Genomic DNA, 16,317 nt, shown 5'->3' with positions numbered 1-16,317 from the left:
CTTTCCGCCGTCACCCGATGTCTTCCTTTTTCCGGGTATCGAGTTTCAGCGCGTCCATCGCGAAAATGACCACCAGAGATCCGGCGACGACCAGCAGTGAAGTAATAGACGGATCCGCCAGCAACACCCAGGTCGACAGATATCCCGTCGATACGATCATGTCGAATCGAAGCATGTTGTTCGCCGATTGATTGTCGTCGCGCAGTATCATCCGCGCACCTTGCACACACGCCACCGGGAACCAGATCAGCACAAACAAGTACTTCGCTTCGAATTGCCCGGCGACCACCAGGAAAAGCGGCCCGAGATAAACGAGAACAGTGGCGACGGCAGCAGCGACAGCCGCCTGCTGCCGTGTCGCGAAAATGGTGGCCGAGGTCGACAATCCGGCTTGGCGGTCGCCCTCGAAATCGGGCAGGTTCTTCACGAATCCCTTCGCGACGAACCAGAGCAACAAATACGCGGCCATGCTGAGGAAGGACCAGTTTCCCGTGATCGCCGGACCGTTCTCCACGACGGCGGGCGCCATCAGGAAGGGCAATGTCACGTCGAGCGCGAAGAACACGAGCGAACCCATCGGCCGCGCCTTCATCCGCAGCGGCGGCAACGAGTACTGGTGGGCGATGAGCAGACACAGGGCCGTGAGCAGCAGGAATGCTGGGCTCACCACGGCCGCGGCCACGAGCATCACCGCACCGGCGGCGTAACTGCTCCGGAGCAGGCGCCGGCGCCCGTACAGGCCGAGCAGGTACAAGCGGGCCGGGATGTTCTCATTGTCTTCCGCGATATCGGAATAGGCATTGAACAGATTCGCCACGGCGCTGTAGAGGAACGTGACGAAGAAGCCGAGCAGAACGTCGACACCCATCGGCACGTCCAGCAGTACACAACCCAGATAAAACGCGAGCATCCCGGGCAGGCAGGTGCGCGGCCGTGCGAACGAGAGAAACAGGCCGACCCGTTCCACCGTGCCCGTGGTGAATCCGTCGGACGAGTTAACCCAGTCGATTCTTTTCTCCGCCGATTTATGCAGGAATTCGTCAAGCGTCGGTTCAGGAATTGTTCCAGTCACAATCAAAGCCCACTCGTCACCCGTTTGCGGCCCGGCCGCGGAAGAGGCGGCTGGGGCGACCATACCCGAGTTCCGGAAAGAGCGGCAGTGTGTGCAACCGGCGCTTTCTCCGGTTGCACACTCCGGCCGTTTCACAAATGGGGTATAGGTTTCCCTATGCTGATCGACTTCGTGCCCGACAAGAACCTCTACCCCTTCGAGTCACGCTGGTTCGACTCGTCCGCAGGCCGTGTCCACTACATCGATGAGGGATCGGGGCCGACGATTCTGTTCTGCCACGGCGTCCCCGCCTGGAGTTTCCTCTACCGTCACGTCATCGCCGAGCTGCGCACCAGGTACCGGTGCGTCGCCGTCGACTATCTCGGCTTCGGGTTGTCCGAGCGGCCCGAGGGTTTCGGCTACACCGTCGCCGAGCACACCGGCATCCTCGGCGAGCTCATCGACCACCTCGGCCTCGACGACTACGTGCTGATGGGGCACGACTGGGGTGGCCCGATCGGCCTGGGCGCCTGCATCCCGAGAGCCGACCGCCTGCGCGGGATCGTGCTGGGCAACACCATCTTCTGGCCCATCGAGGCGATGGCGAACCGGGTCTTCGCCCAGGCCATCCGCACCGGACCGATGCAGCGGCGGGTACGCGAGCAGAACTTCCTCGTCGAGCGGGTGTTGCTGTCGGAACTCGGTAAGACATTGAGCCCGGCCGAGATCGACCACTACCGGTTGGTGCAGCCGTCACCGGAGGCACGCAAGGGTCTCGCGGTGATCGCCAAGCAGATCGTCGACGCGCGCCCACTGATGGCCCAGCTCGCCCGCGACGTGCCCGCGGTCCTCGCCGACAAGCCGACGCTGCTGGTCTGGGGCATGCGCGACATGGTGTACCGGCCCAAGGCCCACATTCCTCGCATGGTGTCGACCTTCACCGACGTGGAGGTCGTCGAGCTGCCGCAGGCCCGCCAGTTCATCCAGGAGCACGCGCCCGTCGAGATCGCCGAGGCCATCGCCAAACGGTTCCCCTAGCTCATGGCAGCGCGGTCGCGGCGACCGGCGCGGGCGCACCCGATTCCGCGCGGGACCGTCGCGCCAGCAGGAACGCCGCGACCGCCGCCGGCCCGCCCATCACGATCCCGTAGGTGGCGGCGGGCACCGCCATCGCCTCGCTGCCGAGCGCCGACACCGCGACCGCGATGGCCAGCGTCGCGTTGTGGATGCCGATCTCCATGGACGAGGCGATGGCCTGCCGGATATCGACCCCGAACCAGCGCGGCACGTAATAGCCGACAGCCAGGCTCAGCGCAGACAGCAGCACGGTGATCGCGCCGAGCTTGCCGAAGTTCGCACGGAGCGTGTCGAATTCGGACCCGACGGCCACACCCACCGCCATGACCAGCACCACCATGGAACCGAGCTTCACCGGTTTACCCATCCGGTCGGCGAACGCGGGCCTGGCGTGCCTGATCCACATCCCGACGGCCACCGGCACCAGCACGATGACGATCACCTGCACCAGCTTGGCCGGCTGCAGCCCGACCGAGGCGTCACCGTCCATGAACGCCGCCACCGACAAGGTGATCACCAGCGGCATGGTGAACGCCGCGATCACCGAGTTGATCGCGGTGAGCATGATGTTGAGCGCCACATCGCCACCGGCGAGGTGGCTGAACAGGTTGGCCGAGGTGCCGCCCGGCGAGGCGACGAGCAGCATCATGCCCACCGCGAGCACCCCGGTGAGCCCGAAGGCGAGCACGAGCAGCACGCAGATCAGTGGCAGCACCACGAGCTGGCAGACGAGGGCGACGGCCGCCGCTCTGGGATGGCGGACCACCCGCCGGAAGTCGTCGGGTGTCAGCGTGAGCCCGAGGCCCAGCATCACCACCACGAGCGCGATCGGCAGCACCACCGCGAATTGCGAAGAACCCATCATCACTCCTGTTTCGCCCGGTCGGCCACCAGCAACTGCCCCAGGGCGATACCACCGTCGTTCGGCGGAACCTGCCGATGGCTGTACACCGCCAGTCCGGCGCGTTCGAGCATCACCATGCAGTTGACCAGCAGGAACTCATTGAGGAACACGCCGCCGGAGAGCACCACCTGCCGAATACCGGTGGTGTCGGCCAGGTTCCGGCACTGCCGGACGACCATGGCGACGACCCCGCTGTGGAACCGCCTGCTGATCCGTTCGAGCGCGGTCCCGGCGGCCAGGTCGGCCGCTATCGCACGGATCACCGGCCGGTGGTCGACTTCTCCTGCGGTATAGCCGAACTCGTAGCCGTCGACGAGCGTGAGGTCGCGATCGAGCAGGCCCTCGAGTTCGATCGGGCCCTGCGCCTCGTATTCGGCCCGCGAACACACCCCGAGCAGAGCCGCCACCCCGTCGAACAAGCGCCCCATACTTGTCACCTCGGGCGAGTTGATGCCACGGGCGCACATGGTCGCGTAGACGTGTCTGCGATCGTCGTCGAGCGTCTCGAGCACCGGAAACGCTCGCACCGCGGCATCGATGGCCCCGAGCGCGTCGACACCGACAGCGACGCCCGTCCGGATCGGTTCGCGCACAGCCTGATCACCACCGATCAGCGTCACTCGCCGCAGATGTGCGGCCCGTTCGACCTTGCCGTAGTCACCGACCAGGAACTCACCGCCCCAGATGGTGCCGTCCGTGCCGTACCCGGCCCCGTCGAACACCACACCGATCGCGGGCCCGTCGAGCTTGTTGTCCGCCATGCAGGCCGCCATGTGCGCGTGATGGTGCTGCACCGCGATCGGCTCACCGGTCTCCCCGATACCGCTGTGGCCCCGGTTGATCCGGAAGTCCGGGTGCATGTCGTACACCCCGGCCTCGGGTCGCAGGTCGTACAGCGAGGCCAGGTGGGCAGCGGTTCGGCGGTGCGAGTCGAACGTCTCGTCGTTCTTCAGATCGCCGATGTGCTGGCTCAGATACACCCGCGTGCCTGCCGACAGCGCGACCGTCGTCTTGAGTTCGGCGCCATAGGCGACCAGCGGCCGCAGCGGACGACCCACCTCCACCGGGTACGGCGCGTACCCGCGCGCACGGCGCAGGAAGGTCAGCAGTGGCCCGTCCAGATCCGGGTGGATCGACACGCGGACCACGGAATCGTCCACCCTGGACTCGATTTCGCGATCGTGGTACAGAATCGCGTCCGCGATCTCGAAAAGGTGTGCCAACGCGTCCTCATTGCGGTGCACGATGGGATATCCCGACACATTGCCGCTGGTCATCACGAGCACATCGGTGTCGGCCTCGTCGAGCAGCAGGTGGTGATGCGGTGCCGAGGGCAGCATCACCCCCAGGTTCGGATTCCGTGGCGCGACACTTTCCGGAACCGCATCGGTTCGCTTACGTGCCAACAGGATCGGTCGTGCGGGCGAACGCAGCACCTGCTCCTCGGCAGGCGACAGTTCGACGATCCGATGCGCCGTATCCAGATCCCGCACCATCACCGCGAATGGTTTCGAATCGCGCCGCTTGCGCTTGCGCAGCAGCGCCACCGACGCGGCATTCATCGCATCGACGGCCAGATGGAAACCGCCAACACTTTTCACCGCGACGATCCGACCGGCCGACAGCTCACGCACACTCCGGCTCAACGCGTCCTCGTGCACCGTCCCGTCGGGGTAGGCGAGGAACAGCCTCGGCCCACAGTCAGGGCACGCGTTCGGCTGCGCGTGGAACCGCCTGCTCATCGGATTCCGGTATTCCGCAGCGCAATCCGCGCACATCGTGAACGCACGCATGGTGGTCTGTGATCGGTCGTAGGGCAACGCCCGGATGATCGAATACCGTGGCCCGCAGTTGGTGCAGTTGATGAACGGGTAGCGATAGCGCCGGTCGGCCGGGTCGCGCAGCTCGGCTAGGCAGTCCGCACACACGTGGGTGTCGGCGGGGACGAGCGCCACCTTCTCCCCCGTGTGCTCGCTGTGCACGATCTCGAAGCTCGACGCGGCCGACCCGCCCGCCACCCGGCTCTGCGTCACCACCCGGTCCACCCGCGCCAGCTCGGGCGCCCGGTCGGCCAGCTCCGCGCAGAACGATTCCAGCGCGGCCTCGGCGCCGCTCGCCTCGACGAGCACGCCCTCGGGGTCGTTGCGCACCCAGCCCGTGAGCTGCCGTTCGCGGGCGAGTTTGTAGACGAACGGGCGATACCCGACGCCCTGCACGACCCCGGTGACCCTGATCTGCCAGGTGGCGGTCATGGCGGCCCGGTCAGCACAGGCGGGGCAGCTCGGCGCCCCGCAGTGGTTGCAGTACCGATTCGCGTCCGGCGGTGTCACGCAGCACGACCGCCGCGCCGTCCCGGCCGGTCACCTCCCCGATTACCGTGGCGTGCCTGCCGTACTCGTGCCCGCGCAGCGCGGCCACGATGTGGTCGGCGGCGGCCGGATCGGCGAAGATCGCCAGGCAGCCCTCGTTGGCGCAATTCAGCGGATTGATGCCGAGCATGTCCGCCGCCATCGCGGTCTCGTGCTGGATGGGCAGCGACTGCTCGTCGATGGTGATGGCCTTGCCCATACGCCCCGCGTATTCGTGCAGCACCGCCGAGAGACCACCGCGCGTCACGTCACGCATCGACCGCACCGCCTCGCGCGGCACTGCCGCGAAGACGCTGTCGATCATCAGGTTGAGCGGCGCGCAGTCGCTGAGCACCCGGCTCTCGAAGCCGAGCCCCTCCCGGATGGAGAGCAGGTGCACCGTGTGATTGCCGATCGGGCCCGACAGGATCACCGCGTCGCCGGGGCGGACCGCGTCCATCCGCAGCGGTTCGCGCAGGAAGAACCCGACACCACTGGTGTTGAGGTACAGCTGATCGGCCTCGCCCGCCCGCACCACCTTCGTGTCACCGCACACGATCTGCACCCGCGCCTCGCGCGCGGTCTCGCGCACCGACGTGAGTACGCGCTCGAGCTGGTCGAAGGACAATCCGGCCTCGAGAATGAGTCCGAGGGTGAGATAGCGCGGCACCGCACCCGAGACGGCCAGGTCGTTGACCGTGCCGCAGACCGCGATCTTGCCGATGTCGCCGTTGCCGAAGAACGGGGGGTCAACCACGAAGCTGTCGGTGGTCATCGCGATCCGGTCGCCCTCCACGGGCAGAACCGCGCTGTCCTCCATCTCCCCCACGTATACGTCGCCGAGGGTGCGCGCGATGAAGTCGACCAGCTCGCCCGAGAGCACCGCGCCGGTGCCGTGGTCGAGCTGGATGTGCTGCGTGGCCACGGTCATGGTGTCTTGGTCTCCTTGCGCGGGAGGCCGCCGGTGGTGTCGATGAGCCGCAGGATCTCGGCGGAGTCGGCGACGGTGGCGCAGTAGCTCTCCAGCCAGTCCAGCGCCCGCACCCGGTCGGCCTCCTGCGCCGAGAACACGCAGTCGCCGGGGACCGCGACGATGTAGCCACGGAAGAAGGCGTCGGCGGCGGTGGTCTGGATACAGATCTGGGTCTGCAGACCGATCAGCACCAGGGCTTCCACGCCCTCGGCCTGGAGCCGGTCGTGCAGGTCGGTTTCGTAGAAGCCACTGTCCTTACTGCGTTCCTGGATCACGTCGTCGGGGTCGACGAATTCCCGGATCACCTCGGCGCCGGGAGTTCCGCGCAGTGCCGGTACGCGACCGTCGTACCGCTCGGCCAGCGGGTCGTCGGGCTGATTCAAGAGTTGCAGATGATAAACCGTGCAGCCCCGTTTACGCATCTCGGTCAGGAATTCGTTCACCCGGGGCGTCGCGGCCGCGATAGCGGCTTCTCGCTCGGGATTCTTCCCGACGATGTCGTATTGCAGTCCACTGGTGACAACGGCGATTTTGGACATGCCGATCCTTAGGTCCGTAAGAATGGGAAACAGTTCGGAGATTCAGGCCGAACGGGCGCCCGGCGAATTACCGTACGCATTATCGGAAGCGGCTTGCAGGGCCTGGGCGATATTCGCCCAGTTGGCCGCGCATTGGTTGGCGAGTTCGATCACGTGGTAGGAGGAATGGGGCCGCACGAATTCGACGATCTTCTCGGCGTCACCCGCGTTCACCGCATGCTGATGCAGCCACCGCAGCAATTCGCGCCCGCCGACGCTCATCCGCAGCGCCGGGTCGCGGGAGAGCACGGCGAGCAGGGCGTCGAGGTCCACCTGCTTCTTGTGCGGTGTCGGCGCGAGCCGGTCGTTCTCCGCCGGTCCGCCGGGCACCGGTGTCCTGGTGTCGTCGGGCTGGACGAGCGGGCCCATGCCGCTTTCCAGCCGGGCCCGGACGTCGCGGACGGTCGACGGCGAGAGGCCCACTTCGCGGGCGATGGAACGCAGCGAGGCATCGGGGCGGGCCAGCAGGAGTTCGGCGGCCGTCTTGCGCGCCGAATTCGTGTCGACCGGCCGGAGCCTGCCGTCACTGCCGAGCCGATGGCTCGCTTGCGACGTATCGCCGGTACCGCTCCGGATCGAGGCCACAGTTTTCGCGGAAAGCCCGGCAGCGGTGGCGATCGACCGATTCGACCAGTGCGGATGGGAACGGATGATACGTTCCGCCGCGGCCCGGCGATCGGCCAGCGACAACGGCAGGCCGTGCCGCACATTCTCCTGCACGCCGAGAATGAACGCCAATTCTTCGGAACCATCGACCATATACGCGTCGATGTGCGTGAGACCTTTGCGTAGCGCCGCGCTCGTCCGGTGAAATCCGTCGATGATTCGATTCGTCGGACGATGGACGAGAATGGGCGGCAAAGGCCATTCCGCCTCGACCAGCCGCTCGATATGAGCGGGGTCCTCCCCTTCGAATCGGGGGGAGCCCGCCATGACGAGCGACGCGATTTCCACAGACTGTTTTACCCGGTTGGATTTCAGCGGGCGATTCACCTATCAAGCCCCCCAGTCTTTCAAGCTGTGCATCGATATCAAGATCAAGAGCCGCGTAAAAAAATATCGCAGTGAGTCAATTCGGGCAAGTGTTCGATCCGAGACCCCCGCCCAGGTCGCCGCGCAGGTCAGTAGCGTGCGGCGCCCTGCCCGACCGGCCGGTAACGAACCGACCTGACGGTGTCCAACTGGTGAAACCTACAGTTGGACAGGCATGTTCATGCCCCGATGTCACGATCCGCCCAGCTGACGCCCCGAGAATAGAATGGTCTACGCAACTCACAGCCATGAGCTCGCTCAGGTGAGGATGTGAATTCGCCGGGATTTGTTTCACGGACCAAACCAACTGGACGATAGATTAATTCCATCTTGTTCCACATCCGCGCTGGGCGTCGCGTCTCAGCGCACGCACCCGGCCGCCGCACCCGCCACCGGCACAAGCCGACACGCGGACCCCTCCTGCGCGATCCCGGAACGAGCCGCAACGGCCATGCGCCAAATAAACCCCTGAACTGCACCGTTAGGATGATCCTCAGCTCCGGGAAGACATCGAAGCTACCCATCGGTAACATAGAATCCGTACCCTTACTGGCGGGTAACTTGGACCGTACTATGATGCGACCTGGGACGAGCGGCACCGCGTCGCTTCGTGAACGAAAGGCCACAGCATGAGCCCCATATCTTTGACGTTGGGCATCATCTCCATTCTGGTCGGTGTCCCCGCGTGGATCGGGTTCGGCCTCGCCATCCGGAAGATGGCTCGGACGATCATGCTCGGGCAGCCCGCCCCCGACCGGTTCACTCCGTTCGTGCCGCGGTTCGCCACCATGATCAAGGAGTTCGCCGCGCACACGCGCATGGTGAAGTTCCGGACCGTCGGCTGGGCGCACTGGCTCGTCATGGTCGGCTTCATGCTCGGCTTCGTCACGGTCTTCCAGGCGCAGGGGCAGATCTTCAGCCCCACCTTCACCTGGCCGCTGGTCGGTAACACCTTCGTCTACCACCTGCTCGACGAACTGCTCGCCCTCGGCACCATCATCGGCGCGATCGTGCTGATCGTCATCCGTCAGCTGAACCACCCTCGCGTCCCCGCCCGGCAGTCGCGCTTCTCCGGCTCCAACTTCTTCGCCGCCTACTTCGTCGAGCTCATCGTGCTCGTCGAGGGCATCAGCATGCTCGGCGCGAAGTCCCTCGTCCTGGCCTACACCGGCGAATCCCACGCCAGCAGCGACTTCGTCAGCATGCACATCGCCTCGGTGCTGCCCGCCAGCGCGGAAGCGGTCTCGGTCTTCGCCTTCTTCAAGCTGATGGCCGCGCTGGTCTGGGTCGTCGTGGTCAGCCGCAACGTCAACTGGGGCGTCGCCTGGCACCGGTTCGCCGCGTTCCCCAACATCTACTTCAAGCGTGAGGCCGACGGCGGCGTCGCCCTCGGCGCCGCCAAGCCGATGATGTCGGACGGCAAGGTCCTCACCATCGAGAACGTCGACCCCGACACCGACACCCTCGGCGCGGGCAAGATGGAGGACTTCTCCTGGAAGGGCTGGCTGGACTTCACCACCTGCACCGAGTGTGGTCGCTGCCAGTCGCAGTGCCCCGCCTGGAACACCGGTAAGCCGCTCTCGCCCAAGCTGCTCATCATGTCGCTGCGCGACCACGGCTACGCCAAGGCGCCCTACCTGCTGGCCGGCGGCCGCAAGGACATGGGCGGCGACGAGATCGGTCTGGTCGACGCCGACGGCAAGCCCGACGAGGCCAAGCTGGCCAAGATCACCGAGGAAGCCCGCACCGAGGCCGAGCGCCCGCTCGTCGGCGGCGAGGACGTGCACGGTGTGATCGACCCCGAGGTGCTGTGGAGCTGCACCACCTGTGGTGCCTGCGTGGAGCAGTGCCCCGTCGACATCGAGCACGTCGACCACATCATCGACATGCGCCGCTACCAGGTGCTGATCGAGTCGGAGTTCCCCTCCGAGCTCGCCGGTCTGTTCAAGAACCTGGAGAACAAGGGCAACCCGTGGGGCCAGAACTCCAAGGACCGCCTGAACTGGATCAAGGAAGTCGACTTCGACATCCCGGTCTTCGGTAAGGACGCCGACAGCTTCGACGGCTACGAGTACCTGTTCTGGGTCGGTTGCGCCGGCGCCTACGAGGACCGCGCCAAGAAGACCACCAAGGCCGTCGCCGAACTCCTCGCCACCGCGGGCACCAAGTTCATGGTGCTGGGCGCCGAGGAGACCTGCACCGGTGACTCGGCTCGCCGCGCCGGCAACGAGTTCCTGTTCCAGCAGCTGGCGATGCAGAACATCGAGGTCATCAACTCGGTGTTCGAGGGTGTCGAGCAGTCCAAGAAGAAGATCGTCGTCACCTGCGCGCACTGCTTCAACGCGCTCAACAACGAGTACCCGCAGGTCGGTGGCACCTACGAGGTCGTGCACCACACCCAGCTGCTGAACCGCCTGGTGCGGCAGAAGAAGCTGGTGCCGGTGGCCACGGTGTCGCAGAACATCACCTACCACGACCCCTGCTACCTCGGTCGCCACAACAAGATCTACAACGCGCCGCGTGAGCTGATGGAAGCCTCCGGTTCGACTCTGGTCGAAATGCCGCGCCACGGCGAACGTTCCATGTGCTGTGGTGCCGGTGGCGCCCGCATGTGGATGGAGGAGCAGCTCGGCAAGCGCATCAACGTCGACCGTGTCGACGAGGCGCTGTCCACCAACCCGACCAAGATCGCCACCGGCTGCCCGTTCTGCCGCGTCATGCTCAACGACGGCGTCACCGCGCGTCAGGAGCAGGGCCAGGGCGAGGGCGTCGAGGTGGTCGACGTGTCGCAGCTGATGCTCGACTCGATCACCCGCATCGATGCCGCCGAGCTGTCGGCGAACCTGCTCGTCGTCCAGGAGCCGAAGGCCGAACCCGAGCCGGAGCCCGAAGCCGAGCCGGAGCCGGTCGCCGAAGCCCCCGCCGAAGCTGCCCCGAAGGCCGCACCGGCCGGTGGCGGACTCGGTATGAAGGGCGCTGCCAAGGCGCCCGGTGGTGGCCTGGGTATGAAGGGTGCCGCCAAGGCGCCCGGCGCGAAGGCCCCTGCCGCCGACGCGGAGTCGGCTCCGGCCGCGCCCGCCAAGGGCCTCGGTATGAAGGGCGGGGCGAAGGCGCCCGGTGGCGGTCTCGGCATGAAGGGCGGCGCGAAGGCCCCGGGTGCGAAGGCGCCCGCTGCCGAAGCTCCGGCCGCCGAGTCGACCCCCGAAACCACCGCTCCCCCGGTCAAGGGTCTCGGCATGAAGGGTGGTGCCAAGGCCCCCGGTGGCGGACTCGGCATGAAGGGCGGCGCGAAGGCGCCCGGCGCCAAGGCTCCTGCCGCCCCGGCCGCCGATGCGGCTCCGGCTGCTGATGCGGCTCCGGCTGCGGAAGCGCCCGCCGAAGCCGCTGCCACGGAGAGCAAGCCCACGGTCGCCGCCAAGGGCCTCGCGATGAAGTCCGGCTTCAAGCGCCCCGGCCCGAAGGCGCCGGGTGCTCCGAAGCCCGCGGAATCGGCACAGGCCCCCGCCGCCGACTCCCCGACCGAGTCCGCACCGGCCCCCGAAGCCCCTGCCGCCGAACCGGTTTCGGCCCCCACCGAAACCAAGCCGACCGTCGCGGCCAAGGGCCTCGCCATGAAGTCCGGCTTCAAGCGCCCCGGCCCCAAGGCCCCCGGCGCCCCGAAGCCGGCGGAACCGGCAGCGGCCCCCGCCGAACCGGAAACCCCGGCTGAGCCCACCGCCCAGGAAGACACGGCCCACGAGCCCACACCTTCCAACGGCAACGGCACCCCACCGGTGGCCCCGCCGACCGCCAAGCCCGGCGGCCTCGGCTTCAAGTCCGGAGCAAAGGCTCCCGGCCGCAAGAACTGACAAACTGAACAACCAGTGAGGCGCGGATTCCAAGAATCCGCGCCTCACTGCTGTGTATTGGGGGCACTGCCAGATGCCTTGAGCCTGGCCGCAGAAGAGTTGGGGACCAAGACCAAGGTGGCGACGGTCAACGCCGCACTACGCGAGGTCGCGAACCGACGTGCTGTGGCGAAGATGCTCCAGCATCTGCGCGATACCGGCACCGACTTGTCAGCAGAGGGAATGCAGGGGGCCTGGCGCTGAGGACGATGTTCATGTTGGCGGACAAGTCCGCCTTCGAGTGGGTCCTCCGGGACCCCGCAGCTGCTGCGGATTTTCACGCTGCCACCAGCATGCCGGGAGCACTTGTCGCCGCATGCCATCTCACCGCCCTCGAGATCGGGTATTCGGCGCGAACGCTGTCCGATTACAACGAACGGATCGGCCTGCAGAAGTCGCTGGTGTGGCTGCCGGTCACCGAGGAGGTAATGGATCGCGCACTTGCCGTGCAAGGTCTGCTAGCCGAACGTGGTGCCCATCCAATACCTATCCCGAACTTGGTCATCGCAGCGACAGCGGAGGTCCACGGAGCGACCGTGATGCATGTGGACAACGACTATCAGACGATCGCCGAGGTAACAGGTCAGCCGCATCACCGGCTGTCGACCAGTTGATTCAGCAGTCGGCGAACCAGGCCTTGACGTAGCCCGCGGATTGGTAGACGTAGTCCCAGGCCCAGCGGGCGGGTGAGAGGTGGGGGCGTGGGTCGACGAAAAGGAGTTCGCCGGGCCAGCATTTGCCGAGGATGTAGCGGGCGCGAGAGATGTGGGGCGTGAAGGTGACGACGATGACGCGATCCCAGTCGGCACCGAGACGGGCGAGGGCGCGGCCTTCGCCGAGTGTGGTCCGTGGACTCGGATCGAAACAGATCACCTCGAACGAGTAGCCCCCGTGGCAGATCCGATTCACCATCGCACTGCGCTCATACGGATCCGATATCAGCACCCGCGGCGCGAATCCCTCTGCGGCCAACCGCAACCCGAGCTCTTCACGACCGTCATGCGCTCCACCGAGCACCAGAATCGCATCCGCACGCCGCGGCTCATCCGTCTGCGGCCGCCCGTACACCGGCCACAGCACCACCCCGAACAACACCACGACGACCACACAACCCACCACCACCTTGCGGCGCATCCGCCGATGGTATGCCCCCATCCGGTCACCGAGCCGGGCTGACCCGCCTCGAGCGACACCGACCGAGCACCCACCCGAGAGAGGCAACACCACTGGCCGAGCGGCCGGATCCCGGATAAGTTGTGCCACAGGATCAAACATCGTGCTGCACAGCAGCATTGGTGACACCGGGCGGCACAACACAATCTAGGTGCACTGCGTGAGGTCTTCGGCCCGTATCAACGCTGGGTATTCACCCGCCTGAACAACGCCCGCCTCTACGTCTACGAGGACGGTCTGGCCCTCACCGGCGACCACCCACCCACCGCCTTCGCCTGGCGCTCGACCTCGGTCTGGAACTACAACCGCTCCGTCATGCTCGAAGTCACGGGCCTGGTCCGACCTTGTGAAAGCGACCGCGGCCGACGGCACCACAAACCGAGCTAGCCACTGCTCGATGCACGCCCACGAAGCGAACCATGCACACACCAGCGACATATCACCGCAGGTAGAAGCCCCGTACAACGGCGGGACGAACTCACGTTCCCCCCTGTACACCAGATGTTGCGCCCGCCCTTGCCTCGCTGACGCGGCGTAGCCACGCGCGCCGCTTACCAACGAGAGTATGCGATGCACAGTCTTCGGAACGGGGTACCTGGGGGCCACGCACGCAGCGTGTATGGCCGAGCTGGGGCACGATGTGGTCGGGGTCGATGTCGACCCCGGCAAGGTGGCCAAACTGGCCGACGGGGTGGTGCCGTTCTACGAACCCGGCCTGGACGAGGTGCTGCAACGCAACCTCGCGGCGGGCAGGCTGCGCTTCACCACCGACTACGAGGACGCGGCCGCGCACGCCGACGTCCACTTCCTCGGTGTCGGCACACCGCAGAAGAAGGGCGAGTACGGCGCCGACCTGAAGTACGTGCACGCCGTGGTCGACACCCTCGCGCCGATGCTGGAACGCCCGGCGATGATCGTCGGCAAGTCGACCGTCCCGGTGGGAACCGCTGCCGCCCTCGGCATCAGGGCTCGCGCGCTGACCGACGTCGACGTGGAGGTGGCCTGGAACCCCGAATTCCTGCGCGAGGGCTTCGCGGTGCACGACACCCTGCGCCCCGACCGCCTCGTCCTCGGCCTGGACCGCACCCGCGAGCGCGCCGATTGGGTCGAACAACACATTCGCGACATCTACGCCGATCTCATCTCAGCCGAAATCCCCTTCCTCCTCACCGATTTAGCCACCGCCGAATTGGTGAAAGTTTCGGCGAATGCCTTTCTGGCCACAAAGATTTCGTTCATCAACGCTGTTTCCGAAGTCTGTGAGGCAACGGGCGCCGATGTCACGATGCTCGCCGACGCGCTCGGTTACGACGCGCGCATCGGTCGCCGATTCCTCAATGCCGGACTGGGTTTCGGCGGCGGCTGCTTACCGAAGGACATTCGCGCTTTCATGGCCCGCTCGGGCGAACTCGGCGCCGACCATGCGGTCGCATTCTTGCGCGAGGTCGACAACATCAATATGCGCCGCCGCACCAAAGTGGTCGACATGGCCGCCCGCGCCTGCGGTGGTTCCCTGCTCGGCGCGAACGTCGCTGTCCTCGGCGCGGCGTTCAAGCCGGAGTCCGATGACGTGCGCGATTCGCCCGCGCTCAACGTGGCCGGGATGATCCAGCTGCACGGCGCCGTGGTCACCGTGTACGACCCGAAAGCGGTGGAGAATTCGCGTCGCGTCTTCCCCACACTGAACTACGCGACATCCGTCGCCGAGGCGTGTGATCGCGCCGATGTGGTTCTGGTCCTTACCGAATGGAATGAATTCACGGATTTGACGCCCGCCGATCTGGAACCGGTGGTACGTTCCCGCTCGATCATCGATGGTCGCAATTGTCTGGATCGTCACGCCTGGCGTGATGCCGGGTGGGTGTACGCCGGACTCGGCACCCCGTAGAGTTACGGCGGGCGGGGGCTGGCAGGTTGTGCAGGCTCCGCATGTCGTGCAACGAGATGGGCAGCTGATGAGTGCGGTTTTGGGAGTTTCCGTCGGAGCGGCGACGGTGCGCCTGGCGCGCCCCCAGCCCGGTGGTGCACCGAATTCCTTTCAGGTGCATACCCTTCCGGTCCCCGAACAACACGCGGAAGAATCAGCGGCCGACGCGATCGCCGCGACCCTCGCCGCGGGCCCCGAGGTCGCGGCGACCACCGTCACCTTCCGCAGCGAACCGCAGGCTCGGGCCATCCGCGCCGCCATGGCCCGCAGGCAACTCACCAACTATCAGCTGATTCCCGAAGCCGTTGCCGCCGTGCATTTCGCGCACGCCACCGCCGACCTGCGTGAAGTAGCCACGCTGGCCGTCTACGACCTGGGCAGTTCCGGTCTCACGGTGAGCGTGGTCGACGCGCGAACCAGCGATGTGCACCAGTGTGAACGCATCAGCGACATCAGCGGCGACTACCTCGATTCGCTGATCCGCGAGCAGCAGATCGCATCGGGCCGGATCGCCCACCCCGCCGATCCGGCCGGCCTGGCCGCGCTCGACGCGTTGTGCCGGGCGGCCAAGGAGCAGCTGTCGACCAGCAATGCGGTGGCACTGCCCAGTGAGCAGGGGCTGGTGCTGCTCACCCAGGAGAACTTCGAAGCGCTGATGATGCTGGCGATCGAGTCGTCGGCGCGGATGACCCGCGATGTCATCATCCGGGCCCAGCATCCGGTGCAGGCGGTGCTGGTGATCGGTGGCGGCGCCCGGATTCCGCTGATCGCGCGGGTGCTCGAACGCACGATCGGGGTGCCGGTGATCGTCCCGCTCGAACCGGAGACAGCGTTGGCGCGGGGCGCCGCGTTGCTGGCCAGGCCCGCGCAGGTCGCGCAGGCACCGGTCGCGCCGCCGATCGCACCCATCGAGCAGCTCGACGATGTGACGCCCGCCTGGCTCACCGCCCCGACCCGTGGCAGGCGTCCGCTCGCCGCGCTGACCGGTCGCGGCCACAGTCGCCGGGAGTTGAACGGCGCGGTGCTCACGGTGAGTTCGCTGGCGGTGGTCGCGGCGATCGGTATCGGCCTCGGTTACGGCCCCGAGGTGCTCGAGAGCGGCAATTCCAGCGACGGTTCGCAGGCGGTACCGGCCAGTTCGACGCCGCGCCCGACCGTGCCCACCACGGCGCCGCCGTCGACGACCGAAGCGGTGCACGGCACAGTGGCGGCGCCGCCCGTCCAGCTTCCGCCGAATACCCCGACGGAGGAACCGGTGCCGACGCAGGGGCCCAACACCTTCACCGTGGTGCCGGGTCTGCCGCCGATCATCGTGCCGACGTTGCCGCCGGTGGTGCTGCCCGGTATGCCGCCGCCCGGGCGGTAAG

General features: G+C 66.6%; 12 protein-coding genes. 5 read left to right on the top strand and 7 right to left on the bottom strand.

The window, feature by feature from the left end; all coding sequences use genetic code 11:
• Positions 1-10 precede the first annotated feature (10 nt).
• A complete protein-coding gene (locus AB0I35_RS02550) occupies positions 11-1,135 on the bottom strand; it encodes a UbiA family prenyltransferase (protein WP_357393675.1) in 1,125 nt (374 codons plus the stop codon).
• A 93-nt stretch (positions 1,136-1,228) separates the two neighbouring features.
• On the opposite strand from AB0I35_RS02550, the gene AB0I35_RS02545 reads away from it, so the two are divergent.
• Positions 1,229-2,089: a haloalkane dehalogenase gene (locus AB0I35_RS02545; RefSeq protein ID WP_357393673.1), complete on the top strand. Its 861-nt coding sequence runs from the start codon at positions 1,229-1,231 to the stop codon at positions 2,087-2,089.
• Between the two features lies 1 nt (position 2,090).
• Here the strand turns inward: AB0I35_RS02545 and AB0I35_RS02540 are convergent, their stop codons facing one another.
• The 5 genes from AB0I35_RS02540 to AB0I35_RS02520 are packed head-to-tail and all read right to left on the bottom strand — an operon-like array spanning position 2,091 to position 7,924.
• A complete protein-coding gene (locus tag AB0I35_RS02540; RefSeq protein ID WP_357393671.1) occupies positions 2,091-2,990 on the bottom strand; it encodes a bile acid:sodium symporter family protein in 900 nt (299 codons plus the stop codon).
• 2 nt (positions 2,991-2,992) lie between these two features.
• A complete protein-coding gene (hypF, locus tag AB0I35_RS02535) occupies positions 2,993-5,284 on the bottom strand; it encodes a carbamoyltransferase HypF (RefSeq protein WP_357393669.1) in 2,292 nt (763 codons plus the stop codon).
• A 10-nt stretch (positions 5,285-5,294) separates the two neighbouring features.
• The gene (hypE, locus tag AB0I35_RS02530; protein WP_357393667.1) at positions 5,295-6,311 is read right to left on the bottom strand and encodes a hydrogenase expression/formation protein HypE; all 1,017 of its coding nucleotides are present in this window, start codon (positions 6,309-6,311) and stop codon (positions 5,295-5,297) included.
• Positions 6,308-6,892, bottom strand: a complete 585-nt coding sequence (locus AB0I35_RS02525) for a cysteine hydrolase (protein ID WP_357393665.1) — start codon at positions 6,890-6,892, stop codon at positions 6,308-6,310. The genes hypE and AB0I35_RS02525 overlap by 4 nt, the downstream gene beginning before the upstream one ends.
• A gap of 42 nt (positions 6,893-6,934) precedes the next feature.
• Positions 6,935-7,924, bottom strand: a complete 990-nt coding sequence (locus AB0I35_RS02520; RefSeq protein ID WP_357393663.1) for a ParB N-terminal domain-containing protein — start codon at positions 7,922-7,924, stop codon at positions 6,935-6,937.
• A 668-nt stretch (positions 7,925-8,592) separates the two neighbouring features.
• Between AB0I35_RS02520 and AB0I35_RS02515 the strand changes: the two genes are divergently transcribed.
• Positions 8,593-11,811 (top strand): (Fe-S)-binding protein, encoded by a 3,219-nt coding sequence (locus AB0I35_RS02515; RefSeq protein ID WP_357393661.1) that lies wholly within the window; start codon positions 8,593-8,595, stop codon positions 11,809-11,811.
• A 254-nt stretch (positions 11,812-12,065) separates the two neighbouring features.
• Positions 12,066-12,464: a PIN domain-containing protein gene (locus tag AB0I35_RS02510; protein ID WP_357393659.1), complete on the top strand. Its 399-nt coding sequence runs from the start codon at positions 12,066-12,068 to the stop codon at positions 12,462-12,464.
• A gap of 1 nt (position 12,465) precedes the next feature.
• On the opposite strand, the gene AB0I35_RS02505 is transcribed toward AB0I35_RS02510, so the two are convergent.
• Entirely contained in the window at positions 12,466-12,984 is a 519-nt protein-coding gene (locus AB0I35_RS02505) for a YdcF family protein (protein ID WP_357393657.1), read from the bottom strand.
• Between the two features lie 604 nt (positions 12,985-13,588).
• On the opposite strand from AB0I35_RS02505, the gene AB0I35_RS02500 reads away from it, so the two are divergent.
• Together AB0I35_RS02500 and AB0I35_RS02495 are read left to right on the top strand one after the other, a co-directional pair.
• Complete coding sequence (locus AB0I35_RS02500; RefSeq protein ID WP_357393655.1) at positions 13,589-14,911, top strand: UDP-glucose/GDP-mannose dehydrogenase family protein; 1,323 nt, start codon at positions 13,589-13,591, stop codon at positions 14,909-14,911.
• A 67-nt stretch (positions 14,912-14,978) separates the two neighbouring features.
• On the top strand, positions 14,979-16,316 hold the full coding sequence (locus AB0I35_RS02495; protein ID WP_357393653.1) for an Hsp70 family protein: 1,338 nt from the start codon (positions 14,979-14,981) through the stop codon (positions 16,314-16,316).
• The last annotated feature ends 1 nt before the right edge of the window (position 16,317 follow it).

Source organism: Nocardia sp. NPDC050378 (assembly GCF_040655675.1).
GTDB lineage: Bacteria > Actinomycetota > Actinomycetes > Mycobacteriales > Mycobacteriaceae > Nocardia > Nocardia coubleae.
This window is presented reverse-complemented; position numbering and strand designations above follow the sequence as displayed.